The 26148-nt window shown below is 54.9% G+C and carries 20 protein-coding genes; 9 read left to right on the forward strand and 11 right to left on the reverse strand.

Annotation, left to right across the window (positions count from 1 at the left end):
- Nucleotides 1-27 precede the first annotated feature (27 nt).
- Genes J9880_RS14300 through J9880_RS14310 form a run of 3 tightly spaced genes read left to right on the forward strand, consistent with a single transcriptional unit; the run spans nucleotide 28 to nucleotide 4819 of the window.
- Entirely contained in the window at nucleotides 28-1404 is a 1377-nt protein-coding gene (locus tag J9880_RS14300) for a TolC family outer membrane protein (protein WP_232769509.1), read from the forward strand.
- A gap of 50 nt (nucleotides 1405-1454) precedes the next feature.
- Nucleotides 1455-3632, forward strand: a complete 2178-nt coding sequence (locus J9880_RS14305; RefSeq protein WP_232769510.1) for a type I secretion system permease/ATPase — start codon at nucleotides 1455-1457, stop codon at nucleotides 3630-3632.
- Between the two features lie 17 nt (nucleotides 3633-3649).
- Nucleotides 3650-4819, forward strand: a complete 1170-nt coding sequence (locus J9880_RS14310; protein ID WP_095922811.1) for an HlyD family efflux transporter periplasmic adaptor subunit — start codon at nucleotides 3650-3652, stop codon at nucleotides 4817-4819.
- A 463-nt stretch (nucleotides 4820-5282) separates the two neighbouring features.
- Here J9880_RS14310 and J9880_RS14315 read toward each other — a convergent pair whose 3' ends face one another.
- Entirely contained in the window at nucleotides 5283-7271 is a 1989-nt protein-coding gene (locus tag J9880_RS14315) for a DUF4034 domain-containing protein (RefSeq protein ID WP_119822556.1), read from the reverse strand.
- A gap of 777 nt (nucleotides 7272-8048) precedes the next feature.
- On the opposite strand from J9880_RS14315, the gene ompC reads away from it, so the two are divergent.
- Nucleotides 8049-9167, forward strand: a complete 1119-nt coding sequence (gene ompC, locus J9880_RS14320) for a porin OmpC (RefSeq protein ID WP_095922809.1) — start codon at nucleotides 8049-8051, stop codon at nucleotides 9165-9167.
- A gap of 133 nt (nucleotides 9168-9300) precedes the next feature.
- Here ompC and J9880_RS14325 read toward each other — a convergent pair whose 3' ends face one another.
- The 6 genes from J9880_RS14325 to J9880_RS14350 all read right to left on the reverse strand — a co-directional run bounded on the left by J9880_RS14325 (nucleotide 9301) and on the right by J9880_RS14350 (nucleotide 15708).
- Nucleotides 9301-9687: a helix-turn-helix domain-containing protein gene (locus tag J9880_RS14325; protein WP_095922808.1), complete on the reverse strand. Its 387-nt coding sequence runs from the start codon at nucleotides 9685-9687 to the stop codon at nucleotides 9301-9303.
- Nucleotides 9688-10206: 519 nt separating this feature from the next.
- The gene (locus J9880_RS14330) at nucleotides 10207-11979 is read right to left on the reverse strand and encodes a penicillin-binding transpeptidase domain-containing protein (protein WP_131692967.1); all 1773 of its coding nucleotides are present in this window, start codon (nucleotides 11977-11979) and stop codon (nucleotides 10207-10209) included.
- Nucleotides 11980-12199: 220 nt separating this feature from the next.
- Nucleotides 12200-12442: a DinI family protein gene (locus J9880_RS14335; RefSeq protein WP_095922806.1), complete on the reverse strand. Its 243-nt coding sequence runs from the start codon at nucleotides 12440-12442 to the stop codon at nucleotides 12200-12202.
- 79 nt (nucleotides 12443-12521) lie between these two features.
- A complete protein-coding gene (locus J9880_RS14340; RefSeq protein ID WP_119822555.1) occupies nucleotides 12522-13487 on the reverse strand; it encodes a glutathione S-transferase family protein in 966 nt (321 codons plus the stop codon).
- A 187-nt stretch (nucleotides 13488-13674) separates the two neighbouring features.
- Nucleotides 13675-15456, reverse strand: a complete 1782-nt coding sequence (yejM, locus tag J9880_RS14345) for an LPS biosynthesis-modulating metalloenzyme YejM (protein WP_095922804.1) — start codon at nucleotides 15454-15456, stop codon at nucleotides 13675-13677.
- A gap of 24 nt (nucleotides 15457-15480) precedes the next feature.
- Nucleotides 15481-15708, reverse strand: a complete 228-nt coding sequence (locus J9880_RS14350) for a YejL family protein (RefSeq protein ID WP_015696497.1) — start codon at nucleotides 15706-15708, stop codon at nucleotides 15481-15483.
- A 232-nt stretch (nucleotides 15709-15940) separates the two neighbouring features.
- Here J9880_RS14350 and yejK point away from each other — a divergent pair, with 232 nt between their 5' ends.
- Nucleotides 15941-16945, forward strand: coding sequence for a nucleoid-associated protein YejK (gene yejK / locus J9880_RS14355; protein ID WP_119822553.1), 1005 nt, complete (start codon nucleotides 15941-15943; stop codon nucleotides 16943-16945).
- 227 nt (nucleotides 16946-17172) lie between these two features.
- Here the strand turns inward: yejK and rplY are convergent, their stop codons facing one another.
- Together rplY and J9880_RS14365 are read right to left on the reverse strand one after the other, a co-directional pair.
- Nucleotides 17173-17463 (reverse strand): 50S ribosomal protein L25, encoded by a 291-nt coding sequence (gene rplY / locus J9880_RS14360; RefSeq protein WP_095922802.1) that lies wholly within the window; start codon nucleotides 17461-17463, stop codon nucleotides 17173-17175.
- A gap of 136 nt (nucleotides 17464-17599) precedes the next feature.
- Nucleotides 17600-19363, reverse strand: coding sequence for a DEAD/DEAH box helicase (locus tag J9880_RS14365; RefSeq protein ID WP_095922801.1), 1764 nt, complete (start codon nucleotides 19361-19363; stop codon nucleotides 17600-17602).
- Between the two features lie 332 nt (nucleotides 19364-19695).
- Between J9880_RS14365 and rsuA the strand changes: the two genes are divergently transcribed.
- Together rsuA and J9880_RS14375 are read left to right on the forward strand one after the other, a co-directional pair.
- The gene (rsuA, locus tag J9880_RS14370) at nucleotides 19696-20403 is read left to right on the forward strand and encodes a 16S rRNA pseudouridine(516) synthase RsuA (protein ID WP_095922800.1); all 708 of its coding nucleotides are present in this window, start codon (nucleotides 19696-19698) and stop codon (nucleotides 20401-20403) included.
- A gap of 26 nt (nucleotides 20404-20429) precedes the next feature.
- Nucleotides 20430-21629 carry a Bcr/CflA family multidrug efflux MFS transporter gene (locus J9880_RS14375; protein ID WP_232769511.1) on the forward strand — a complete coding sequence of 400 codons (1200 nt, stop codon included), beginning with the start codon at nucleotides 20430-20432 and terminating at the stop codon, nucleotides 21627-21629.
- A gap of 232 nt (nucleotides 21630-21861) precedes the next feature.
- On the opposite strand, the gene J9880_RS14380 is transcribed toward J9880_RS14375, so the two are convergent.
- Together J9880_RS14380 and J9880_RS14385 are read right to left on the reverse strand one after the other, a co-directional pair.
- The gene (locus tag J9880_RS14380; protein WP_095922798.1) at nucleotides 21862-23214 is read right to left on the reverse strand and encodes an MFS transporter; all 1353 of its coding nucleotides are present in this window, start codon (nucleotides 23212-23214) and stop codon (nucleotides 21862-21864) included.
- Between the two features lie 175 nt (nucleotides 23215-23389).
- A complete protein-coding gene (locus tag J9880_RS14385; protein WP_095922797.1) occupies nucleotides 23390-24373 on the reverse strand; it encodes a LacI family DNA-binding transcriptional regulator in 984 nt (327 codons plus the stop codon).
- A gap of 205 nt (nucleotides 24374-24578) precedes the next feature.
- Here J9880_RS14385 and idnO point away from each other — a divergent pair, with 205 nt between their 5' ends.
- On the forward strand, nucleotides 24579-25343 hold the full coding sequence (gene idnO / locus J9880_RS14390) for a gluconate 5-dehydrogenase (protein ID WP_095922796.1): 765 nt from the start codon (nucleotides 24579-24581) through the stop codon (nucleotides 25341-25343).
- 11 nt (nucleotides 25344-25354) lie between these two features.
- A complete protein-coding gene (locus J9880_RS14395) occupies nucleotides 25355-26110 on the forward strand; it encodes an SDR family oxidoreductase (protein WP_119822551.1) in 756 nt (251 codons plus the stop codon).
- Nucleotides 26111-26148 lie beyond the last annotated feature (38 nt).

Below are 26148 nucleotides of genomic sequence, written 5' to 3' on the forward strand. Positions count from 1 at the left end.
AATCGGCGTAATTAAGTGGTGTCGGTAATGAAAAATAAGAGGGTGATGCGGTCACTGACCGTCATATTGGGCACCTTGTGCCTGACCGGGTTAACAGGGAATACGGATGTGATGGCTGCGGTGAAACAGCCGGAATTTAACTGGCAGGCCGCGCCAACGGAAGAAATGCGTGCCAGCCTGACGTTACAGGATGCCATCCTGCGGGCGTTTGCGCGCAATCCGCAAATCTCCGAGGCCGCCGCGCAAATCCGCGTCGGCAAAGGCAATCTTGATGAGGCCAAAAGTGCGTGGTATCCGCAGATTTCCTTACAGGGAACGGCGGGAAAATCCCATCAGACCGACTCCGCGGGCAGCCTGAGCAACAACGCCTCGGCGGGTGTCCAGCTCAGCCAGTTGCTGTATGACTTCGGTCGTACCGGCGGCAGCATCAGTCAGCAGGAATACCTGTCTGACTCCTATCGCTATTCGCTTTACAGCACGATGACCGACGTGGCGCTCAGCACCATGCAGGCCTATCTCTCGGTCAAACGCTATCAGGCACTGAGCCTGGCGGCGCGTGACAACATTGCCTCTCTTGAACGGGTGCGGGACACCGCCAAACTGCGCGCCGACGCCGGGCTGAGTTCTCAGTCCGATGTGTTGCAGGCGGAAACGCGCATTGCCGGTATGAAAGCCACCGTCGAACAATACCGCGCGCAGCAACGCTCCGCACAGGCACAACTGACGGTGCTGACCGGCGTGGTCTCCGACAATCTGCCGGATCTGCCGCAAAGCCTGCTGGATCAGAAAGTGACCCTCGACAAAATCCCTTACGAAAGCAGCACGCTGGTTCGCGCCGCACAGGCCAAACAGCAGGCGGCGATCGAAGAAGTGAATCAGAACGAGGCCCAGCACTGGCCGACCCTGAAAGTACAGGCGGGACGCACGCGCTATGAAAACAGCGGCGGTGGCGGTTCTTACTGGGATGATCAGGTTCAGCTGGCGGTGGATGCGCCGGTGTATCAGGGCGGCGCGGTCAGCGCCAGAGTCCGCGCGGCAGAAGGCCAGCGGCAGGCGGCGCAGGCCGAAGTGGAAAAAGCCAAGCTGGATATCAACCAGAAAGCGTCAACGGCCTATGCCGACATGATCGGCGGTCAGCAGCGCCAGCTTGCAGGCGAGGAACAGTTCGGCAGCGCGACGCACACCCGCAGCGTCTATCAGGACGAATACAAACTCAGCAAGCGCAGCCTGAACGATTTACTCAGCGTCGAGCAGGACGTCTTTCAGGCCGACACCTCGCGCATCGGCGCGCTGTATGACGGCTGGGACGCCACGGTGCGTTACGCCGCTGCGGTCGACAATCTGGTCGACATGTTAGGCATCGACCGCCAGAAACAAACAGGTGACACCATCCCGTCGCTGTAACGCACGGGCAGGACGGGAATAACCCAGAAGCATTCGATAACGAGGTTGAAATGAGTAATGAAGCAACAACACCTTTGTCGATCGACGTCTGGATAAGCGCCATGGGGCGTGTGGCCGAAACATTCGGTAAGCCAGCAGATCCGCTCTATCTCCGCCAGCAAATGCGCTGGTTTGAACATCAGCCGTTGCGGCGTCAGCTCGACCGGCTCAGCGGTCTGATGGGACTTCAGGTCGGTATGGTCAGCTGGAATCAGGTGCGCTGGCGTCAGGAAGTATTGCCTGCGGTGATCACCCTCGAACAGGGCGGCATTGCGGTACTGGAAAATCTGCACGACGACGGCACGGTGGATTACTGGCTGAGCGACGGCGGCGATTTACTGCGTTCCGCCGAACTGGTGCTGCTGCTGGAGCAAAGCAACGGGCCGGTCTTTCTGGTGGGCGTGGCGCCGCGCGGGCGCGATCAGCGTATCGACCAGTTTGTTCAGCCGCATAAAAAGCACTGGTTCTGGGAGAATTTTCGTGGCTCCGGACGCAAAATTGCCGAGATCTCGCTGGCGTCCATTCTCGGTAACGTGCTGGCGCTGGCCGGGATTTTGTTCTCGATGCAGGTGTACGACCGCGTGATCCCGGCGCAGTCTTACCCGACATTGTGGGTGCTGTTTTTCGGCGTGGTGCTGGCGGCGGGCATGGAATATGTCATCCGTCTGATGCGCACGCTGGTGTCCGATTTAATGGGCAAAAAAGTCGACCTGAAAGTCTCCTCGCTGTTTTTCGTGCGGGCGATGAACATTAAAAACGACGACCGTCCCAAATCCACCGGCTCCTTTATTTCTCAACTGCGCGAAATCGATCAGGTGCGCGAACTGCTGACCTCAACGACCATCAGCGCGGCGGCAGACATGCCGTTTGTGTTCCTGTTCCTCGGCATTATGTTTTTCATCGGCGGCCCGCTGGTGATCATCCCGCTGCTGGCGATCCCGCTGATTGTCATCCCCGGCATTCTGATCCAGTGGCCGATGGCCAAACTGGCGAAAGAGGGGATGCGTGAAAGCGCGCTGCGCAACGCCGTGCTGGTAGAAACCATTGAAGGCATCGAAGACATCAAGGCATTGCAGGCGGAAGCCTATTTTCAGCGTCAGTGGGAACAGACCCACGAAGTGAGCGCGGCGGTGGGCATGAAGCAACGTGTGTGGGGCGCACGCCTGACCGGCTGGGCCTCTACCGTGCAGCAACTGACTTATGGCGGGATGCTGGTGTTCGGGGTGTATCTGGTGCTGAGCGGCGATATCACCACCGGGACGCTGGTCGCCAGCAGCATGTTGTCATCACGCACCATCGCGCCGCTGATGCAGCTGACGATGGTCTTTTCCCGCTGGCAGCACGCCAAAAGCGCCATGCGCGGGCTGGATGAATTGCTTAAAAAACCTGTCGATCGCCCCGCGGATGCTGAGCTGTCGCATTGCCCGACGCTCAGCGGTCATTTCAACGTGCGCAATCTGCAATACACCTACGACAAAGAAAACGCGCCGAACGTGTTAGGCATCGGCCAGCTGGAGATCAAACCGGGCGAACGGGTGGCGATCCTCGGCAAAGTCGGCGCGGGGAAATCCACCCTGCTGAAATTGCTGTCCGGCCAGGCCAGTCCGTCACAGGGGAAAATCCTGATCGACGGTGTCGACATGACCAAAGTTGAACCGGCCGATATCCGCCGCCAGTTGGGTTATCTGTCGCAGGATTCACGGCTGTTTTTCGGCACCCTGCGCCAGAACCTGATGCTGGGTTATCCGCATGCCACCGATCAGGAAATGATCCAGGCGCTGCGGATCAGCGGTGCGCTGTCGATGGTGCAGGCGGATGCCTCGAGCCTCGATAAAATCATCAATGAAGGTGGGCGCGGGTTGTCCGGCGGCCAGCGGCAGATGGTGATGCTCAGCCGCATGATCCTGCGTAATCCGCAGGTGGTGCTGATGGATGAACCGACCGCCTCCATGGATGAACAACTGGAAGATTACGTCATCCGCCAGTTACACGGCTGGCTGGTGGGGCGCACGATGATCGTGGTGACGCACCGTCCGGCGCTGCTCAAACTGGTGGACAGAATTGTGGTGATGGATAACGGGCGGGTGGTGGCTGACGGGCCACGGGATCAGATCCTCGCCAAAGCGGCCAGTAACACGCCCGCACCGGCGGCAGCCGTGGTGGACGATAAAAAACAAGGCGCAGCCTGAGCTGCTAAGGACACCGCATGGCACATCTGACATTGCATGATGAACTGGAAGCCGAAAGCCGCAAAGTGTCGTGGATTATCTGGGTGACGCTGGCCAGTTTGCTGGTATTTTTCGTCTGGGCGCGTTTTGCCGTGCTCGACGAAGTCACCGTCGGCACCGGCAAGGTGACGCCATCCAGCAAGGCGCAGCAGATAGATTCCCTTGACGGCGGCGTGATTTTAAAACTGATGGTGCAGGAAGGCTCGGTGGTCAATCGCGGCCAGCTTCTGGCGCAGCTCGACCCGACCCGTTCGCAGTCGAACTACGGTGAAGCGGCTTCCCGTGTGCGGACACTGCGGGCATCGTCTGAACGTCTGAGTGCCGAACTGACCGGCGCACCGCTGAAATTCAGTCCGGAGACCATGAAATCCCCCGAACTGGTGGCGCGTGAACGGCAGTTGTATTTATCGCGCAAGCAGAACCGGGATGAAACGGTCAGTAATCTGCAACAGTCGCTCAAACTGGTGAATGACGAAATCAACATGACGCAACCGCTGGTGGCAAAAGGCGCGGCTGGGCAGGTGGAAGTGATCCGCCTTAAACGTCAGGCCAGTGAACTGCGCGGAAAAATTGACGATGCCGTTAACCAGTACGCAGTGCGCGCGCGTGAGGAGCAGGTAAAAAACAACGCCGATCTCGACGCCGAATTGCAGGTGATGGCCGGGAAGGAAGACCAGGTCACGCGGTCTGAGCTGTATTCGCCGGTGCATGGCATCGTCAAAGACATACAGGTCTCCACCGTCGGCGGCGTATTACAACCCGGCGGTAAGCTGATGGAAATCGTGCCGATTGAAGATCAGCTGCTGATCGAAACCCGCATCAATCCGCGTGATATCGCCTATATCCGTCCGGGATTGCCTGCCACGGTAAAAATCTCAGCGTACGATTCCTCCATATATGGCGACCTCGACGGCAAGGTCGAAGGCGTGTCGCCGGACACCTTGCAGGACGAAGTAAAGCGTGACCAGTATTACTACCGCGTGTATGTCCGTACCGATAAAGCCTTCCTGACCAACAAAGCCGGACGCCAGTTCCCGATTGTGCCCGGCATGGTGGCGAACGTAGACATTAAAACCGGCCAGAAAAGTGTGCTGGATTATCTGATTAAACCGTTGAATAAGGTGAAGGAATCGCTGAGGGAGAGGTAAGAAAAACGACGTGTTTTGCTCCTCCCCCTGCGAAGGGGGAGGTTGGGAGGGGGTTTTACAAGCGAAAAGAAAGTTGAGGTGAGCACATCAACTTTTTGATTTTGCATTAATACCCCACCCCAACCCTCCCCTTCGCAGGGGAGGGAGCCGATCGCATCAACCGGGGTTTTGATTTTGCTCCTCCCCCAGGGAGGGGAGGGAGTCGACCGCATCAACCGGGGTTTTGATTTTGCTCCTCCCCCTGCGAAGGGGGAGGTTGGGAGGGGGTTTTACAAGCGAAAAGGAAGTTGAGGTGAGCACTTCAACTTTTTGATTTTGCATTAATACCCCACCCCAACCCTCCCCTTCGCAGGGGAGGGAGCTGTCCTCTGCTATGCCATTTATAACTGTTACCCATGTGGCCGGTCTATACCGTTTAAAACCCTTAAGGCCGGAGTGGGCGGCAACCCAAGATATCAGCCCGCTATTGCAGCGGCTCCTGCAAACGAAACTCCGCCACCGGATCTTCCACTTCGGCCTTCCGCTTGTCCTGCCACAGATTCATTCTGGCGCGCAGGGAACCGTTGAGATCGTCGTGAACCTGTTTCGCGGCCTCCGATTCCGGGTTCAGTTCCAGCACGAATTCCATGAATTTATCAGCGAGGTAGCGGTTTTTCTTTACGCCGGTACCGGTCAGATATGCCATGCCGAGGGTATAGGCGGCGTCGGCCCGATCAGGGTGTGCCGGATTGTGCAGAATTTCAGGTAACCAGGTTTGTGCCGCCTGACGTTTTTCGGCGTCTGAGCCATTATCCAGCGCGCAGCTGGCGCGGAAGTAGGCGGCGGAGAGGTGTCCGGCGTCCATGGCGCGCTGATACCACTGCATCGCCTGCCCGTAATCCGGTTCGCCACCCAACCCTTCACGCAGGGCGTTGGCACAGGTAAACATGGCAGGCACCATGTCGGAACGGGCGGCGCTGAGCACGCAATCCATCGCATTGCTGTCGTTGTGATAGTGCTCCGGCACATCCTGATGCCAGCCGTTGCGGTAGAAGAAATACAGCTCATAACAGTGAATGGCGCTGCCGTGACGGGCCATGCCGGTCATCAGGAAATGCGCGGCGTCAATATCGTCATTGATTGCCATGTCATGCGCCAGTGTGACCAGATCGCTGAGCGGCTGATCATCGCCGGACTGCTGGATCAGCGACCAGGCGTGCTCCATCAGGCCGTCGCTCAGCTCCGGCCGGGCGGGTAATCCGTACAAACCAAATTGCAGCGCAGTGGCGGCAAACGCCACCAGCAGCGGATCATTGGCCTGACTCAGTCCGCGGGTCAGCAGCTGTGTCAGGACCGGCAACCCTTCCTCGTGACCATTTGCCAGCACGGCACGCGAAATAAACATCTGCGCGGAATGGCCGGGCATCGCCTGCGGGGAAACGGCAAATAATTCGTCATAAACGGCCAGTCCGGCCTGATCATCATCCTGCCAGTACGCGGTACAAATCCCGGCCAGATCCAGCAGACGGATGCGGGTCGCCGGTTCGAGAGGTGTCGCCAGCAACGCGGCTAAACGTTGCTGTAATTCAAGCGCCCGTGGCGACTCGCGGTCAGCGATGTCCCCGGAGAGGGCATCGCACATAGCAGTAGCGCGGAACTGATTGCGCTCCTCATCACTGAATTCAGCACAAAGCGGACTGTCGATAATCTGCATCTGTTGCTCGTCGCTGCCACCCCAGAACGCGGAATGGAATAACAGATAGGAAGCCATGGTGCCGGCATCAGCATGGCGTACTGACATGGCCATCCGCAGCCAGTAATCCAGCGCGTCTTCGCCGGGCTTGCGGGTTTGTTGTAATGCTACCGGCAACGCCTGCGGCCAGTGGGTTGCGGGTTCAAAACCAAGGGCATGGAGATGTGCCACGCCAGCCTGCCAGATTTCACTGCCCTGAATTGAAAACTTCTCATGCAGGGGCTTAGGGATTTCACCGGCAAACAGGGCTTTCAGCCAGTACGGCTCGCCGAAACCGCCGCTCAGATTCATCATATGACGCAGGGCATGGGTCGGACGCGGATGCAATTCTATGGCACGTAAAAACGCCAGAACCGCATAATCACAGCACAGTTGTGCGCCAAGCCACTGGTGATCTTCCGTCTCATTTTCGCCCTGCGGCTGGCGGATTATCCAGGCGTGTTCATGCCAGACCATGCCCAGCAGCACATGGGCGTGGTAGCTTTGCGGACACTGCTGCGCCCAGTCGCTGAGTATTTCCAGCGGATTAAGCGGGGGAGATTCTGTCCCGGTAAACAGGGTGGACGGGTGCATCAGCAGGCCATAATCGCTGTGACCTTCGCCCTGATTTTGCCAGCCACGCATCTGTGACAACAGCCACTCGTCGAGTTTTAGAAAACGGCGGGTTGCCAGAAGCATTCTGGCTTTGGAGAGGTTGTCGAGCTGGTCCTGTTGTGGCATGAGGTTCCCTGAACAGTTGAATAAAGAAGGCATTACGTGGCACCGGCAGTCTAACGGTCTTCCCGCTGGCTTTCAGCGGGATTGGTCTGACTTTGGCTATAGTAACGGATCTGAACGGTCAGTGACTAACATTGCCTCTCCACAATTACCGGTTAATAACTTTCCTAAAATACCTTATTAATTTAGGTGATTAGATAGCAATTATTAAGAAAATCGGGTTTTGAAATAAGGAGAAATGATGAGGTTATTATGGAGAAATACAGTTAACCGTCGCGATATAATTAGTGATGAATATCACAGGACGTGATCATATTTTCACGAAACGAAAAAAAACCGACCACAAAGGGTCGGCTGTTGTTTCCACAAAACGGGGAATGAGGGTAATTAAATAACAAATAATGATGATAGCGAGAGAGAGTATATATTAAATACGAATGTTTGCTTTATCACTTAGTGCGGTAAGTATTTTGTATAACTGTTTGTTTTTAATGGTAATTATTTGAATTTAGCTTTGCGTGCTTTATTTTAACAATTATCTTAAGCTGAAAAATTACTCAAAATTAATATTTTGTTACACGTTTAAATATAAACGAAATGTCTTAACTAATTTCGTATCATTTTCTTTCTGGATTAATAGAATTTATATCATGAGAATGGATTTGCCATGTCGGGCCAACATTTATACAGATACCAATAAGCGTTAAGCAGATTTAAAACAGTAAAAAACGTGTACTTTACATTCAGTGGCACGGTCCGACACCTATCGAGGACAGAAAAATGAAACTCCGCGTTCTTTCACTCATGATCCCTGCGTTAGTGGTAGCGGGTTCAGCAAGTGCGGCAGAAGTTTATAATAAAGATGGTAATAAACTGGACCTGTACGGTTTAGTTGATGGTTTGCACTACTTCTCAAATGATGCGGGTTCAGACGGTGACCAGAGCTACATCCGTCTGGGCTTCAAAGGTGAAACACAGATCACTGATCAGCTGACCGGTTACGGCCAGTGGGAATATCAGGTTCAGGCGAATCAGGATGAAGGTTCCAGCAATACCTCCTTCACCCGTTATGGCTTCGCGGGTCTGAAATTTGGCGACATGGGTTCTTTCGACTACGGTCGTAACAATGGCGTGATGTACGATGTGGCCGCCTGGACCGACATGCAGCCTGAGTTCGATGGTTCGACGTACGGCGCAGACCAGTTCCTGTACCAGCGTACTAACGGCGTGGCGACTTACCGTAACGATAACTTCTTCGGTCTGGTGGATGGCCTGCACTTTGCTCTGCAATATCAGGGTAAAAATGACGGCGGCGGCGAACCGGGTACGCGTGATGTGCTGACGCAGAACGGCGACGGCTACGGTATGTCCCTGAGCTACGACATTGGCGCGGGCGTCAGCGTGGCGGGTGCCTTCTTTAACTCTGACCGTACCAATGAGCAAAACTCCGCAACCGGTATCATGGGCGACGGTAAAAAAGCCGAAGGCTATACCGGCGGTCTGAAATATGACGCCAATAACGTCTATCTGGCCGCGATGTTTACTCAGGCGTATAACGCTTCCCGCTTCGGTTCTACCGATTCAGAAGCTTACGGTTATGCAAACGAATCTCAGGCATTTGAAGCCTACGCCAGCTACCAGTTCGATTTCGGTCTGCGTCCGTTCGTGGCCTATAACCAAACCCGCGGTAAAGATTTAGGTTCAGACCGTTTGGGTAACAACTATCAGGATCAGGATCTGGTTAAATTTGTTGACCTGGGTGCGACTTACTACTTCAACAAAAACATGTCAGCCTACGTTGACTATAAAATCAACCTGATCGACAGCAGCACCTTCACCGATAACGCCGGTATCAACACCGATGACGTGACGGCGGTAGGTCTGGTGTATCAGTTCTAAGCGTGCCTTTCTCAGACACAGAATAGCGCGTAGTCTTTAGCAATAAAGAATGTGCAGTAAAAAGAACGCGGCCTCTGAGGGTCGCGTTTTTTTTGGGTAAAGCGTGGGGGAGACGAGCAGGACTCAGGCAGCCTCAGGCTGATTTCTGATGGATCAGATGCAGCGGGGGAGACACATCGAGTTCGATGTCAGGGTTCTGGCGGAATTCATGTGGCGTAATGTTGAAACGCTTGCGGAACATGTAGGTGAAATGCGATTGCGAGCCGAAACCGAAATCCATCGCGATATCGAAAATCGGCGTTTCACTGCTGCTCAGCTGATAAACAGCGCTCGCCAGACGTCTTTCCCTGATGTATTTCCCCAGAGAAATGCCGGTCGATTCCTTGAACAGTTTTTGCATGTGCCAGAGCGAATAACCTGAGTACTCAGCCAGTTCTTCCAGGTGGATCACGCGACCAAGGTGGCCTTCAATCCATTTGCTGAGTGCGCAGACGATAGCGAGATGAATGTCTTGAGCCATAACCAGTCTGTATTAAGGTTGAATACCGCTATTATACACGAGTTCGTCAGGTTGGCGTGGCAGGTGTTGCTCTGAGTGGGTCAGGGGTTGAGCAGACAACAATGGCCCGGTAAGCCGCACAGCCAGACGGGCCTGATCCTAACGTAACAGGATCCAGTGGATTAACCGGGCGATGCCGTCATCCACCAGAACGATCCCGACCAGAATAAGAATAATCAACATCACGAAGTGCTTACGCCCCGGCAAAGTGATGCCTCCCCCTGTTCCGCGTCAGGGAACGGCAATCAGTTACCACGGGCCGTTGCCCTGCATATTCAGTGCAATCACACCCAGACAAACCGCAACAAATATCAGAAAGACGATAAGAAGCCGTTTCATGCTTTTTCTTTCAGAGCGTACGCTCTTCCTCCACAGTAGGTCTTCAGCCAGCCGTTCAGCCAATAAGTCTGCGAACGTTAACCGCTTATTTCTGTGAGATCCAGCCTGTCAGGAATTTTTAACGAATTTTAGAGGTTTCGTTTAACCATCCGTTGCCGGACGGCGCACCAGATCGGTTTTCTGACCCCCATTAATCACCGTTGTTGGGGGCGTTTCCGGCACCAGCGCATCCGGCGCAATGTTCATATGGTTGAGGATTTCACCCATAATCTGGCCGAAGATCGGCCCGGCCACTGACCCCCCGAAGTGCTTACCTGCCTGCGGGTTGTTGACCATCACCACCAGCGCCACGCGCGGGTTACTGGCAGGGGCCACACCGGCGGTGTAGTTGATATAACCACCATCGTATTTGCCGCTGGCACCCATTTTTTCCGCCGTACCGGTTTTGATGGCCAGACGATAGCCCGGCACTGCCGCGCTCAGGCCGGAGCCGCCCGGCAGGGCGTCACTTTCCATCATATGAATAACCGTTCTGACCACATCAGCCGACATCACGCGGGTGCCCAGCACCGGCGGCGTGACTTTGGTGATCGACAGCGGACGGTAAATGCCTTCCGCGCCGATAGTGGCGTATTCGCGGGCAATTTGCAGCGGGGTGACGCGCAGACCATAGCCAAACGAGAAAGTGGCGCGTTCGATATCGGCCCAGCGATCACGGTGCGCCGGGAAATAACCGCTGCTTTCGCCGCCAATGCCTAAGTCGGTCGGCTTGCCTAAACCGAACGACTGATAAAGCTGCACCAGCACGTTGGCGGGCATCGCCAGCGCGATATGCGAAACGGCAATGTCACTGGATTTTTGCAAAATGCCGGTGATGGTCAGCGCAGGCCAGTGGCCGACGTCGCGGATCAGGTGACCGTTAACGGTGTACGGATGGGTATCCAGTACCGAATCCGGGCGGATCATATGGCGGTTCAGACCGGCCATCACCACCAGCGGTTTCACCGTCGAACCCGGCTCGAAGCTGTCGCTGATCGCCACATTTCGCATGTTCTTCGCCTGAACTCCGGCGTAGTTATTCGGGTTGTAAGAAGGGTAGGAGGCCATGCCTAAAATCTCGCCGGTATTCACATCCACCAGAACGGCGGCACCGGACTCCGCCTGATTGAGCGTCACGCCATCACGCAGCCGGGAATACAGCACGTACTGCATGAAGCTGTCGATGCTCAGGTTGATGGTCGGCGGTTGTTGCGGCGGCACCTCTTTAAGCACACCGATCACATTGCCATGGCGATCCTGACGGTATTCGCGCATACCCGGTTTGCCCTGCAGCAGCGTATTAAAGCCTTTCTCGATGCCGTTCAGCCCTTCATTATCGGTGCCGACAATTCCCACCAGATTGGCGGCGGCTTCACTCATCGGATAATAGCGGCTGTCATCAAGCTGGCTGGTGATACCGCCAAGGTGAAGCTGGCTGATATCGGCGGCAATGCCTTCTTCGATTTTGCGGCCAAGATAAACGAAGCGGCGTTGCGGATCACTGGTGATGGTTTGCTGCAACTGGGAGAGCGGCATATTCAGCGCGGAAGCAAGATATTGCCACTTAGGGCTGTTCAGATCGCTGTGCAGTTCCAGCACACGGAACGGATCCGCAATAATGTCTTTTGAGGCGACGCTCAGCGCCAGCGGGTGACCGTTACGGTCTACAATGGTTCCGCGTCCGGCAGGAATGACGGTGGAGCGCAGAGAGCGTGAGTCGGCTTCCTTCTCCAGCATTGGCTGGTTAAGTAACTGCAGATAACCCACGCGGCCCAGCAGAAGCGCCAGGCAGAAGACAATACCGAGACAAATCAGCGCAAAGCGCTTGGTGTAAAAATTAGGTTGGGCGCTGGATTTTCTTGGGCTCGGTGGCATGGCGGTTTCGCAAAGTCATTGACACATGTGAAGCGAAAAGCGAAGGCGCGGGGGAACAAGTGGCCGGAGAAATCAGCCCTGTCTGAACCACGTTTTGCGCAACTCATCGCTCTGATTGATAATGAATTTCGTATAACACGCACATCTTATATTAAGCCACCGCGATGGATTGTTTATTTCAATTGCCCTTTGTAAGCAAGTGCAACGGCGGCGCGGATTTTTACTCCACTGAAAGCCATTCATCGGCTTCTTCAAACATTTCTTCTAACATTTGGTTTAATTGCGAACGTTCCTGCTTGCTGGCGCCGTGGGTGTTCAGCCCGTTGGCCTGCATCGGTTTGACCTTTACTTCCGCGTCAGGAAACAGCCGGTGAACCCGCTTGACCAGTTCCGCTTCAATCTTTTCACTGGCATTCGGGATACCGGAGACATTCCGTTTGTCAAAAATCAGTTCGACCCGCATAACATTCCTCATCAATATGACTGGCAAAAAAAATAGCTGTTCAAATATACAGTGTTATGCCTGCGGGTCCAAGTGATTTTTAGCCGGTTGTGTGCATCACCCCGCGTCCGCTGAGACGCTGACGATCATGCGGGCGGCGCAGATCCAGTTCCGGGCCTGCCGGAACAATGCCGGTCGGGTTAAGCCACAGAATGCCGTAGTAGCCCTGTTTGATGTGCGGGAGGTTTACCGTGTCGCTGATCCCCGGCCACTGGTAGAGTTCGCGCAAATAATTTGAAAGATTAGGGTAGTCTTCGATACGGCGGATATTGCATTTGAAGGCACCGTGATAGGCACTGTCAAAACGCACCAGCGTGACGAACAGCCGCCAGTCGGCTTCGGTCAGATATTCACCGGCGATATAACGGTGAGTCTGTAAATGCGCCTCGAGGGTATCGAGCGTGCTGAACAACCGGGTTACGGCCGCGTTGTAGCTTTCCTGCGTTTTCGCAAAGCCGGTCTTGTAAACCCCGTTGTTGACGTCGTGATAAATCACCTCATTCCAGCGGTCGATCTCTTCGCGCAGGGCGGCAGGGTAGAAGTCATCCTGATTACCCGTCAGCGCATCAAAGGCATGGTTGAGAATGCGGATAATGTCGGCAGATTCATTGTTGACGATGCGGCCTTCCTGGCGATCCCACAACACTGGCACCGATACCTTACCGGTGTAAGTGGCGTCGCTGGCGGTATACAGCTGATGAACATAGCTGACCGGCGCAATCTTATCGCCTGCATCTTGCGGCGTATCGAACGTCCAGCCATTTTCGCCAATCACCGGCTGCGCGACCGAAATCTGAATGAATTTTTCCAGTCCTTTCAGATGGCGGAAAATCAGCGTGCGCGATGCCCACGGGCAGAGCAAAGAGATGAACAACTGGTAGCGCCCCGCCTGCGGCCCGATATGCATTTCACGAAACGCGGTGTCTTCCCGATGAAAGGCACCGTTTTTGATTTCTTCTTTCGCGACGTCGCCGCTTACCCATTTTCCGTTGACCAGTCCTGACACGATGGCGCACTCCGCTCTGTTTTTATCAGCTTGTTAGAATTCAGATCCCAAGCTAACGGTTTCAGGCCGGGCTATAAACGACATAATTTTCATAGAGAAGGTCAAATAATTTGAAGGGGAAATGCGGGGCAAAAAAAAGCCAACCGGTGAGGGCTGGCTTTTTCGGCTTCATGTCTGGCGGCGAACGTCAGTTTGCCAGGAAGCGTTTTTCATCGGTCAGTACCTGCAACAGCAGGCCAAGCTCCGGTTTCTGATCTTTAATCCGCTTGCCGTGCGCATCGAACGCGCGGAAATCACCGTCAGTCTCGAGTTCCAGCGTCTGATCTGGCGTGGTGATCACCAGCGTTCCGTCATCACTGGTGGTTACCCAGTTGTGACGACGTTTGGCTGCAAATAAATCCTCACCCTGAGAGTAATCGGCAGGCGCGGTGGTCACGTGCAACAGGCGCTGCATCAGCGTGGTCATCACATCGGCATGGTCGGTCAGCTTATCGATACTTTGCGCCGGTGTCCCCGGCCAGTGGATGATCAGCGGAACCTGCAACTGCTGGCGGTTCATGGCATTGCCGGAACCCCAGGTCCCGTTTTCGTTGAATTCGATGCCGTGAGACGCGGTGATCACCACCACGGTTTTATCCAGTTCGCCGCGATCTTTCAGTGCCTGCAGAATCGCCTTGATCTGTTCATCGACCGTCTGCGCACCCGACTGATAACGACGGATAAAGGGTTTGCCGACCGGTACGCTGTCGCCATTCTGACGTAATGCCGCGCTGATACCGTTCAGGTTCACATACGAGAACCACGGGCCGTTACCGCGCACATTCAGCCATTGCTGCCACTGATACACCGTCTGCGCGTCGGTCTGTTTCACCGGCGGCGGCAGGGTAAAGTCAGTCAGCAATGCCTGACGGTACAGCGGGCTGTTAAAGCCGTCGGAAGCAAACAGGCCAAATTCATAGCCTTGCTGCTCCAGCGAGGTCACCAGCGCAGAAGGCTTACGTGCCGCCAGAATGCCCTGCATATAGCTCGGTGAAATCCCGTAGAACAGGCCAAACTGGCCGGTATCGTTACGGTTACCGGAACTGAAATGTTGATCAAAACGGATGTTGTGTCGGGCGAAGTCGCTCAGCACCGGCATGTCGTTATCGAGCGTGGCGGTATGAACGCCGTCCAGCACCACCATCAGCAAGTTATATTTGGAACCTGTTTTCGCAAAACTGATGCTGTTCAGCGGATATTCCACTGCCAGCGCTTCCGGATTGCCCTGTTCGATCAGGCGTTTCTGATATTCCTCGGCATTCAGCAGACCGTGTTTTTCGAGGAACTTACGCGCTGTCATCGGATACGACAGCGGCAGATTGGCGCGCTGCATGGTGATCGGACGATAGAAGTTGGCATCCGCCCAGATGTACATCAGGTGCGACGCAAAGAAGCTGGCAATAAACAGCACCACAATCGGTTTGGCAAAATTACGGCGGTTCAGGCTGCGCAGCTTCTGCCACGCCCAGGTGCCGAACAACATTTCGAGCAGGAAAATCACCGGCACAGCAATAAACATCAGCTGCCAGTCACGCGCCATCTCGCCCCGGCCGGGATTCACCACCAGTTCCCAGACCACAGGATTAATGTGCAGATGGAAACGGGTAAAGACTTCGGTATCGACCAGGATCAGCGTCAGCCCGGCGGTCGCCAGAATGGCAGACAGGAACCGCAGCAGGCGCTGCGACATCACCACAAAAGTGAGCGGGAAGATAATCAGCAGATAGGCAGCAAAACCGATAAAGCTGAAATGCCCAAGCCAGCTGACCAGTGCGTAAATACGCCCCTGCAATGAAGAAGGCCAGTCAGAAACAAACAGGTAGCGGCTGCCGATCCCCAGAATGAGCAGGATATTAAACAGGGCGAACCAGTGGCCCCAGCTGATCATCTGGGATACTTTTTCGCGATAGCGCTGACGATTCGTCACCATGAGAGGTTTTGGGCAAGTAATGGATTAATGGGCTTTATCTTCTCTTATCGACGCTTGCAACGCCTTCGCAAAAGACTGAGACAAGGCTTTGCGCTGTGCAGGAGCGACGCTGGTATTAATAAGGTTTGTCACCATATTGCCCAGAACCATCAAAGACAGGTCTGTCGGGGCGCGGTGTTTTTCCAGAACGGTTGCCAGCTCGGAAAGGAGTTGTTCAACGTGTTCGTCACTGTAACGGGATGATTGTGCCATAGAGTATTGTGCTTCTTGATCTGACAAAGTCCAATATCTTAGCGTATCACAGACTCACTTTCCGCATTTTTATAACCCCCCTCATACTTCGCCTTGCCGATGCGCGGGCTGCGCGATTAAATTCTTCTTTCTAAGGCATGAGCGGTTGCGGCTTTAGAACTTCGGTGTTTGAATACGCCCCGCAGGCACGCCCTTCTTAAACGGCTGCAATTCTTACAGGAGAGAGTCCCCCATGAGTCTGGATATTGAGCAGATCGCTCTGCACCAGTTGAACAAACGTGACGAGCAAACGCTGGATGTTGTGCTGCGCGATACGCTGCTGACGCCAAATGCGGCCGTTGATGAAATGATGGCGGAGTTGCACCGCGTTTACAGTGCCAAAAGCAAAGCCTACGGTTTGTTCAATGAAGACAGCGAACTGGCTGTGGCGTTACGCAGTTGCCGCAAAGGGGACGACGATTTCCTGTCATTCAGCCGCGCCGCCACGGGGCGTTTGCGTGATGAACTGGCGAAATACCCGTTTGCCGAAGGCGGCGTGGTGTTGTTCTGCCATTACCGCTTCCTGGCGGTGGAATATTTGCTGGTCGCCGTGCTCAACAGCCGCAGCAGCATGCGCGTCAATGAACAGCTGGATGTCAGCAGCATTCATTATCTCGATATCAATCATGCGGATATCGTGGCGCGTATTGATCTGACCGAATGGGAAACCAACCCCGAATCCACCCGTTATCTGACTTTCCTGAAAGGCCGGGTAGGGCGCAAAGTCTCTGACTTCTTTATGGATTTCCTCGGGGCATCCGAAGGTCTGGACACCAAGGCGCAAAACCGCGGCCTGTTGCAGGCGGTTGACGATTTCTGTACCGAAGCGCAGCTCGATAAAAATGAGCGTCAGAATTACCGTCAGCAGGTTTATACCTACTGCAACGAGCAGTTACAGGCGGGCGAAGAAATCGCACTGGATGATTTGTCTGAAGAACTGCCGCCGTGGAATGACAAGAAATTCAAAGAGTTTACGCAGGAACAAGGTTATCAGCTGGAAGAGACTTTCCCGGCGGATCGCAGCACCTTACGTCAGCTCACCAAATTCGCCGGCAGCGGCGGCGGGCTGAGCATTAACTTTGACGCCATGCTGATGGGCGAACGCATCTTCTGGGATCCGGCCACGGATACCCTGACCATCAAAGGCACGCCACCGAATTTGCGGGATCAATTGCAGCGCAAAGCGGGCAATAAATAATCGCCCCCTCCCCTGCGAAGGGGAGGGTTGGGGTGGGGTATTAAAAGCAAAATCAAGATGTTGAAGTGTGCTTTAGCAAAGGATGTTAGCCCTTAAAACCCCCTCCCGCCTCCCCCTTCGCAGGGGGAGGAGCAAACCTGAATAGCGCCCAATAAAAAACACCGCCTGGGCGGTGTTTTTTATTTGTTCTCGCACGGCGTCCCGATGCGCAACAACTTGGTCAGCGATTAAACGCGAACGAAGTCGATGTGAGCCAGTTTTGGCTTGAACGGGTGACGCTGTACAGCCTGAACTTTAACTTTGGTTTCTTTACCGTCGATAACCAGAGTAATAGCTTCAGAGTAGAACTCCGCTTTAACTTCCATGTTCTTAACAGAATCATGGTCCAGTTTGATAGAAACCGGAGCAGCTGAGCCACCGTAAACGATAGCCGGGAATTTGTTTTCTGTACGCAGGCGGCGGCTCGCACCTTTGCCCTGCTCGTCCTGTGGACGTACTTCTACATTGATAGTGAACATGTATGTTTCTCTATATAAGAAAGTTTGCCCCGCCACCTGCGACCGAGTGACGAGTTGAGTACTGCAACTTCCACACAAGGCGAAAGCGGGCGGTATGATACCGGATAACCACCCGGACTAAAAGTCCTATTGTCGGTTACCCGCGCAACTCATTGGCGCGCCGGTAGCGGCCTTCATAATCAAACATTTTTTCCCGCACCTGCCAGAACTGGCCTTTCATGCGCGCCACCACAAAATCCGGATGACGTAATAAAACCTGCTGCGCGACGATATCCGCAGCGGTGTTCCATTCCAGCGGTACGCCCGGCGCGCGCTGGTGGGGACGCAGGAAGTTATGCAAAAACGCCATGCGCTGGGCCGGTGTTTGCAGGCGGAAGCGTTCGGAAACGTCGGCACCGTCTTCATCGTAATAGGTAATTTTCAGCCATTCGCCTTTGTCGTCGCGGCCATTTTCCAGATTCATGCCGCCGCAGCGCAGTACCAGCGCATCTTTCAGACGCAGCGCCGCTTTCAGCATGTCATCCGGATCGACCAGAATTTCCTGACACTGATGGCAACGCCGTGCGGCGATGTCGTTTTCCGCGCCGCAATGCGGACAGCTTTTAAAGCGGAAGCGAAAATCACACTGCTCGCGGTTGCCTTCGTCATCTTCCAGCACGCCCTGACAGCGGCGGCCAAAATGCTCAATAATGGTGCCGTCTTCGGTGGTTTTTCCCCAGAAAATATTGGCAAAACCGCAGGCCGGGCAGAAGACCTGTACCGGTTTGTTATCACCCGCCGGTTTATGGCTGCCGACTTCCGGCGTAAACAGGTCGTGCGGATTGCCAGCGTAATCGAGGATCAGGCAGTCGGTTTTGCCGGGGGCCAGCCGCAGCCCGCGTCCGACAATTTGCTGATAAAGGCTGACCGATTCGGTAGGGCGCAAAATAGCGATCAAGTCCACATGCGGCGCGTCAAAGCCGGTGGTCAGTACCGACACATTCACCAGATAGCGCAACTGCCGGGCTTTGAAAGCATTGATCAGCCGGTCACGGTCAACCGCATGGGTCTGTGCGCTGATCAGCGCCGCTTCGCCTTCCGGCAGCAATCCGTAAATCTCTCCGGCATGTTCTACCGTCGAGGCAAAAATCATCACGCCTTTGCGATCCTGCGCGAACTCGACGATCTGGCTGATGATGTGTGGCGTGATGCGCTTTTGCTGACGCAGTTCGTCATTCAGATCCGCTTCGCTGAACAGGCCGTTACTGTTGGCCTGTAAGCGGCTGAAATCGTAACTGACCACCGGCATATCGAGCCGCTCAGGCGGCACCAGAAAGCCATTTTTAATCATGTAGCGCAGCGGCAGTTCATAGATGCAGTCGCGGAACAGGCTGTTCGCATCGCCGCGTACGATGCCCTGATGGTGATACTGATAAATCCAGCCTTTGCCCAGACGATAAGGCGTGGCGGTCAGGCCGAGCAGACGCAGACGGGGGTTTTGCGCTTTAAGATGGCCGATGATCTGCTGATACTGGCTGTTGTCATCGTCAGAAATCCGGTGGCATTCATCGATAATCAGCAGGGAAAACTCGCCGCTGAATTGGGCAAGGTTCGGCGCGACGGACTGCACGCTGCCGAACACCACTTTGCCGCTGCTTTGTTTCAGGTTCAGCCCGGCGGCGAAGATGTCCGCTTCCAGCCCGTAGGACAGATATTTACTGTGATTTTGCGCCACCAGTTCTTTAACGTGCGCGAGCACCAGCACACGCCCGCGCGCCACCCTGGCCAGTTCGGCAATCACCAGACTTTTTCCGGCACCGGTGGGGAGCACAATCACCGCCGGTTCATCGTGCTGGCGGAAGTGACGCAGCGTGGCATCCACGGCATCTTGCTGGTAGGGGCGGAGGGTAAAAGCAGTCACGCGATGATCACCTGTTGATTTTCCGGTTAACAACCCTGTTTATAAAAACAGTAATGAAGTATGCCAAGAAATCCACCGGATGGCGATGAGCAAAAAAATCACCCGCCGTGAATGTTTAGCCTGCTTATTTTCCTTCTTCCTTACCGGATGCGCGGCTATACTGGTCACCTCAATGCGGCAGCGTGTCTGCCCCCCCGAAGTAATAATAACTCGTTGCAATTATTACGAAACGAACAACCCTGAACCCTGTCAGTTGCCTGAGCGCAGCGGCGGGGTCTTGTGTTTTATCAGTAACGCGATCACTCAGATCGCCATGAAGGCAAGTCGATCCAATGCGTCTGGACAAATTTCTCTCTCAGCAATTAGGTGTAAGCCGCGCGCTTGTGTTGCGTGAACTGCGCAATAAACGTGTCACCGTCGACGGTGAAATCGTCAAAACCGGCGCGATGAAAATCAGCCCTGAACAACGCGTCGAATTTGACGGCAATGTGCTGGATCAAATCACCGGCCCGCGTTATTTCATGCTTAACAAACCGCAGGGTTATGTGTGTTCCACCGATGATCCGGATCATCCGACCGTGCTGTATTTCCTCGAAGAGCCGGTGGCTTACAAGCTGCACGCGGCAGGGCGTCTGGACATCGACACCACGGGGCTGGTGCTGATGACCGATGACGGACAATGGTCGCACCGCATTACCTCCCCGCGCCATCACTGCGAAAAAACCTATCTGGTGACGCTGGAACATCCGCTGGCTGACGATACCGCCGCGCAGTTTGAAGCGGGCGTTCAGCTGCATAACGAAGATTCCCTGACCAAACCGGCACAACTCGAGAAAATCGAGGACTGTCTGGTGCGTCTGACCCTCAGCGAAGGCCGTTATCATCAGGTAAAACGCATGTTTGCTGCGGTCGGTAACCGCGTGATCGCGCTGCACCGTGAACGTATCGGTGAGATTGTGATGGATGAAGATTTGGAACCGGGTCAGTACCGGCCTTTAACTGAGCAGGAAGTGGCCAGCGTTGGCGTTCCCTCGCGATAGTTTTTTATTAACTGGAGCAGCTGAAAGTGCAAGAAAAACCGGTCTCCCACATCGGACTGATTTTCATCCTGGGATTGATATCGATGCTGATGCCTCTGGCTATCGATATGTATCTGCCAAGTATGCCCGTGATTGCGCAGGAATATGGCGTTCCGGCGGGCAGCGTGCAAATGACTCTCAGCGCTTACGTGCTGGGGTTTGCGATAGGGCAGCTGTTTTACGGGCCGATGGCGGACAGCCTCGGGCGTAAGCCGGTTATCTTCTGGGGCGTGCTGATCTTTGCCGTCGCGGCCGGTGCCTGTGCGCTGGCTCAGTCGGTCGAGCAACTGGTCTGGATGCGTTTCCTGCACGGTCTGGCGGCGGCCGCGGCGAGTGTGGTCATCAATGCGCTGATGCGCGATATGTTCACCAAAGATGAATTCTCACGAATGATGTCTTTCGTGGTGCTGGTGATGACAGTTGCGCCGTTGCTGGCGCCGATGCTCGGCGGTTTGCTGATGGCGATTTTCAGCTGGCACGCGATTTTCTGGGCAATGGCTATCGCCGCGCTGATCGCCGCGACGCTGGTGGGCGTGTACATCAAGGAAACGCTGCCCAAAGAGCGGCGGCAAAAATTCCATCTGCGAACCAGCGTCGGCAACTTTGCTTCCCTGTTTCGGCATAAACGTGTGCTGAGTTATATGCTGGCGAGTGGCTTCTCGTTTGCCGGGATGTTCTCCTTCCTCAGCGCCGGTCCGTTTGTTTATATCGAACTGAACGGTGTATCGCCGCAGCATTTCGGTTTTTACTTTGCGCTGAATATCGTTGCACTGGTCATTCTGACGCTGATCAACAGCCGCAATGTGCGCCGGACCGGCGCGGTGAAAATGTTCCGTTTCGGGCTGTTTGTGCAGCTGACGATGGGCATGTGGCTGGTGATCGTCTGCACTTTCGGGCTGCCATTCTGGGCGATGGTGATTGGCGTGGCGGGGTATGTCGGCGTGATTGCGATGGTGACGTCCAACGCGATGGCGGTGATCATGGATGACTTCCCGCATATGGCCGGTACGGCGGCGTCACTGGCGGGGACGATTCGCTTCGGCACCGGTGCGGCGATTGGCTCTGTGTTGTCGCTGTTTACCGCCAAAAGCGCCTGGCCGATGGTCGGCTCCATGGCGTTCTGTGTCCTGGCCGCCACCTTGCTGTATCTCTACGCCAGCCGTCCGGCGAAAGCAGTATCTGCATAACTTCCTCCCCCTTCGCAGGGGAGAAACAAAGTCCGGTTGGCCTGCTGATTTTACAGATGTCGAAACAGGAATTCGGTCTGCTCCCTCCCCTGCGAAGGGGAGGGTTGGGGTGGGGTATTAAGGTCAAAATCAGAAAGCTAACGTTTTCTTTAACAAGGGGTTAGCCTTTAAAACCCCCTCCCAACCTCCCCCTTCGCAGGGGGAGGAGCTAAACCAGCACCGTTTTGGGTCATTAAACTACTTCTGCTTTTACTCCCTGAACCCTGCGCGCGGCTTTGGCACGGGCGTATTCATCCGCCATGGCTTTGGCTTTCGCACCCGGCACCAGCGCCATGTCGCACTCTTTTGGCAGCAGGGTGGTGACCGCCGCCGCAATCAGCAATGAGGCTACCAGCGCATAAATCGCGGTGCTCTGGCCGTACAGGCTGACCAGCACGCCGACCAGATAAGGTCCGCAGAACCCGCCAAGATTCCCCAGACCGTTAATCACACCGCGTGCGCTCCCCGCGACTTCCGGCGTGGTGACTTTGCCCGGAATGGTCCAGAAGGCACTGGTCGCGGCTTGCAGGAAGAAACCGGCACCGACCAGGAAACCGTAGGCCGCCATGATGTTATGACCGAATGCCACAGACGCGGCCAGACAGGCGGCGAAGCCACACAGCGGCAGGGCGATGAACATACGGCGCTTACCGGTTTTATCCGACAGTACCGACATCGCCAGGATCCCCAGCATGGTGCCGACGTAAGGAATAATCGCCAGCATACCCACCGAACTCATGTCGCCACCGGTCAGGTTTTTCAGGATGGTGGGCAACCACAACGTATAGCCGTAAATCCCGGTCTGATAGAAAAAGTTAATGATGATCAGTTTGACGATGGACTTGTTGCGGAACACCTCTTTCAGCGGCGCGTTATTCACCGGCGCCAGTGCCCGCAGGGCTTCACGTTCGCGGTTCAGCTCAGTCACCAGATAGTCGCGTTCACGGTCTGACAGCCATTTGGCTTCTTCCGGACGGTCGCTGATGGTGAACCACCAGAACAGCATCACCACGAAAGATAACGTCCCTTCGATGATGAACAACCAGCGCCAGTCGAGCGTATCCAGGATCAGGCCGGACAGCGGTGCGGTGATCATTCCGCCAAGTGGCGCGAACATCAGTACATAAGCATTGGCGCGGCCACGTTCTTTATCCGGGAACCAGTTGCTGACCATGGTCAGCACCACCGGCAACATCCCGCCTTCTGCCACGCCGAGCGCAAAGCGCAGGAACAGAAGCTGATACTGATTGGTGATAAAGCCGGTCAGGATAGAGATCACCGCCCAGGCAATCAGCGAACAGGCGATGAATTTACGTCCGCTGCCGTGCACGGCCAGACTGCCGCCGGGAACCTGCAGGAATAAATAACCGATAAAGAAAATACCGGCGGCCAGACCGGCCATTGACGCGGTGATCCCTAATTCAGCATCCATTCCGCCTGGCATGGCGAAACTAATATTGACCCTGTCCATGAAGGAAATAATACAGGCGATAAGAATAGGTGTTATTACACGAAGCCAGCGAGCCTTAGGAATCTTATTATCCATGTTCTTTCCTCTGTGTGCTTGTAATCGGCGATGGCTTAATAAAAGCATTTTGAGGAAAGTATTTCGTGACAGGAGTCACGTTGAATTATGTTAAGAAAAGGTGTTACTACATACGTGATCCTGCACCGGAGTTGGCGTGCAGGATGGAAGAGGGAAATTCAGTAAGAAAAGAGGATTAAATTGTGCCGCCGAGGGAGATGCGGTAGTGCAAATCCACCCGTTCAATGGTCGGCAGGTTTCTGATTTTTTTGAGCAATATCTCAGCCACGACCTTTCCCATTTCAAAGCGTGGCGTAATCACACTGGCTAATAATGGGGTCGTCGCCAGCCCGATATCCAGCCCGTGGAAGCCGGAAATCGCCATGTCCTGCGGTACGCGGATGCCCAGTTTGATACATTCCTGTAACACGCCTACCGCAATATCGTCGTTGGTACACAAAATGGCATTGGTCTGCGGATAGAGCTGGCGCGCCATAGATAACATGCCTGCGCCGATAGACACCGATGACACTTTATTGGGCGTGATATGCACCGGCGTCAGTCCGCGTTCAGACATCGCGCGGCTGTAGCCCTGATAACGTTTCTGGTCGCGGGCATCTGACATCGATCCGAAATACACCACATGCTCTTTGCCGCTGGCGAGCAGGGTATTGGCCATGTCGTAACCGGCCTGCTGATTATCAAATCCCACCGCGATACGCCCGTGCGGGTCATCCAGATCCATCACCTGCGCCACCGGGATCTCACTCGCATTCAGGTACTTATCGGCTTTCAGCGTATGCACGGAGTCGGTGAGGATCAGCCCCGCCAGCTGATAACCGAGCAGGTTGATGATGTGTTCTTCTTCGCGCTCTTTGCTGTAATCATAATTGACCACCAGCGTCTGAAAGCCCTGCGCGGAAGTGACCGATTCAATGCCTGCCAGCAAATCGGAGAAAATCTGGTTATTGAACGAGGGGACTAATATGCCGATACGCGGCGCTTTGGCCGGTCCGCGGGCTTCTTCCAGCGGATAACCCACTTCTTCCATGACCTTCGTGATGCGCTCACGGGTTTCAGGAGACACCTTTTCCGGCGTGCGCAGAAAACGGCTCACCGTCATCTTCGTGACATCCGCCAGTTGGGCGATGTCCTGTAGTGTCACGCGCTGGTTTCTCATGCGGAATGTTCCTGGTTGGGGCAGCAAATATACCTGATTATTGAAACAGAAAGCGCCGAAGATTGTTATCAAAATGATGAGGATCACAGCGGGAGTAACAGGGTTTTTTAACATCCCGCGAGGTGATCTGCATCACAGTTTAGCGCAGGGTAAACCGGTGTAGTGAAGCTAACTTTTTAAATCAGCATTCAATAAGGCCAACGTCATGACAAATCTCTTCTCACTGGATAATAAAAAGATTCTGGTTACCGGCTCGACGCGCGGTCTGGGTTTTCTGCTGGCGAAAGGGCTGGCGCAGCATGGCGCAGAAATTATCGTCAACGGCACGCAACCTGAATCGACGCAAAAAGCGGCGGAAGCCCTGCGTGCGGAAGGCTTTATTGCCCATGCGGTCTCCTTTGATGTCACCAGCAGTCAGGCGGTGAATCAGGCGATTGATCATATTGAAAGCACCATAGGACCGATTGATGTGCTGGTGAATAACGCCGGTATTCAGCGCCGCCATAAATTCACCGAGTTTCCGGAAAAAGACTGGGACGACGTGATTGCCGTAAACCAGAAATCCGTGTTCCTGGTGTCGCAGGCGGTGGCGCGTTACATGATCCAGCGTGAGCGCGGCAAAATTATCAATATCGGTTCGATGCAAAGCGAGCTGGGCCGCGACACCATCACGCCGTATGCCGCCTCAAAGGGCGCGGTGAAAATGCTGACCCGCGGCATGTGCGTCGAACTGGCGCGCTACAATATTCAGGTGAACGGCATCGCGCCGGGCTATTTCAAAACCGACATGACGCAAGCGCTGGTGGATAACAAAGAGTTCTCCGAATGGCTGTGCAAACGTACGCCGGCCGCACGCTGGGGCAATCCGGAAGAGCTGGTGGGTGGTGCAGTTTATCTGTCCTCTAAGGCCTCAGATTTCGTGAATGGTCATTTACTCTTTATTGATGGCGGCATGCTGGCGGCGGTTTAAAAGGAAACATAATGAGTACTGAAGACACCAAAATTGCACTGGTAACCGGCGGCGGGAGCGGCATCGGATTAAGCGCCGCCAAAGCGCTGGAAGCGATCGGCTTTATTGTGATCCTGGCCGGACGCAACAAAGAAAAGCTGGATCAGGCGGTGGCGTTGTTTACGCCGGGGCAGGCGGTGGCGCGTCAGCTGGATGTCACCAGCCCGTCGTCGGTGGCCGCGCTGTTTCAGGATATTCAGGAAACCTTCGGGCGGCTGGATGTGCTGTTCAATAACGCCGGTAATAACGTGAAAGATGTGCCAATCGAAGAACTGCCGGTGGAGGACTGGCTGTCGGTGATCAATACCAATCTCACCGGCGCGTTTCTATGTACGCAGGCGGCGGTAAAACTGATGAAACAGCAATCGCCACAGGGCGGCCGTATCATCAACAACGGGTCGATTTCGGCGCAGTCGCCGCGTCCGAATTCCGCGCCTTACACGGCCAGCAAACATGCCATCACCGGTCTGACCAAATCCACCGCGCTGGATGGCCGGGCGTTTAACATTGCCTGCGGACAGATAGATGTCGGCAACGCCGCGACGGACATGGGCAATAAAGCGCTGGCGGGCAGAATGCAGGCGGACGGACATATCGCTGAGGAACCGGTGATCCCGGTGGAGCGCGTCGGTGAGGCGGTGGCGTTTATGGCCGGTTTGCCGCTCGATACCAACGTGCTGACCATGACGGTCATGGCGAGCGCCATGCCGCTGGTCGGGCGCGGTTAAGCTGAGTTTCAGGCATAAAAAAACGGCCCGTTATGGGC

It is taken from the genome of Rahnella victoriana, from assembly GCF_021276285.1.
Taxonomy (GTDB): domain Bacteria; phylum Pseudomonadota; class Gammaproteobacteria; order Enterobacterales; family Enterobacteriaceae; genus Rahnella; species Rahnella victoriana.

What these genes read in the sequence shown, in the direction of transcription:
- J9880_RS14395 (WP_119822551.1), top strand. Translation starts at nt 25,355, where the DNA reads ATGAGTACTGAAGACACCAAAATTGCACTGGTAACCGGCGGCGGGAGC.
- J9880_RS14380 (WP_095922798.1), bottom strand. Translation starts at nt 23,214, where the DNA reads ATGGATAATAAGATTCCTAAGGCTCGCTGGCTTCGTGTAATAACACCT.
- J9880_RS14325 (WP_095922808.1), bottom strand. Translation starts at nt 9,687, where the DNA reads ATGGCTCAAGACATTCATCTCGCTATCGTCTGCGCACTCAGCAAATGG.
- J9880_RS14305 (WP_232769510.1), top strand. Translation starts at nt 1,455, where the DNA reads ATGAGTAATGAAGCAACAACACCTTTGTCGATCGACGTCTGGATAAGC.
- rplY (WP_095922802.1), bottom strand. Translation starts at nt 17,463, where the DNA reads ATGTTCACTATCAATGTAGAAGTACGTCCACAGGACGAGCAGGGCAAA.
- J9880_RS14310 (WP_095922811.1), top strand. Translation starts at nt 3,650, where the DNA reads ATGGCACATCTGACATTGCATGATGAACTGGAAGCCGAAAGCCGCAAA.
- J9880_RS14300 (WP_232769509.1), top strand. Translation starts at nt 28, where the DNA reads ATGAAAAATAAGAGGGTGATGCGGTCACTGACCGTCATATTGGGCACC.
- J9880_RS14315 (WP_119822556.1), bottom strand. Translation starts at nt 7,271, where the DNA reads ATGCCACAACAGGACCAGCTCGACAACCTCTCCAAAGCCAGAATGCTT.
- J9880_RS14330 (WP_131692967.1), bottom strand. Translation starts at nt 11,979, where the DNA reads ATGCCACCGAGCCCAAGAAAATCCAGCGCCCAACCTAATTTTTACACC.
- idnO (WP_095922796.1), top strand. Translation starts at nt 24,579, where the DNA reads ATGACAAATCTCTTCTCACTGGATAATAAAAAGATTCTGGTTACCGGC.
- J9880_RS14350 (WP_015696497.1), bottom strand. Translation starts at nt 15,708, where the DNA reads ATGGCACAATCATCCCGTTACAGTGACGAACACGTTGAACAACTCCTT.
- yejK (WP_119822553.1), top strand. Translation starts at nt 15,941, where the DNA reads ATGAGTCTGGATATTGAGCAGATCGCTCTGCACCAGTTGAACAAACGT.
- J9880_RS14385 (WP_095922797.1), bottom strand. Translation starts at nt 24,373, where the DNA reads ATGAGAAACCAGCGCGTGACACTACAGGACATCGCCCAACTGGCGGAT.
- rsuA (WP_095922800.1), top strand. Translation starts at nt 19,696, where the DNA reads ATGCGTCTGGACAAATTTCTCTCTCAGCAATTAGGTGTAAGCCGCGCG.
- J9880_RS14335 (WP_095922806.1), bottom strand. Translation starts at nt 12,442, where the DNA reads ATGCGGGTCGAACTGATTTTTGACAAACGGAATGTCTCCGGTATCCCG.
- ompC (WP_095922809.1), top strand. Translation starts at nt 8,049, where the DNA reads ATGAAACTCCGCGTTCTTTCACTCATGATCCCTGCGTTAGTGGTAGCG.
- yejM (WP_095922804.1), bottom strand. Translation starts at nt 15,456, where the DNA reads ATGGTGACGAATCGTCAGCGCTATCGCGAAAAAGTATCCCAGATGATC.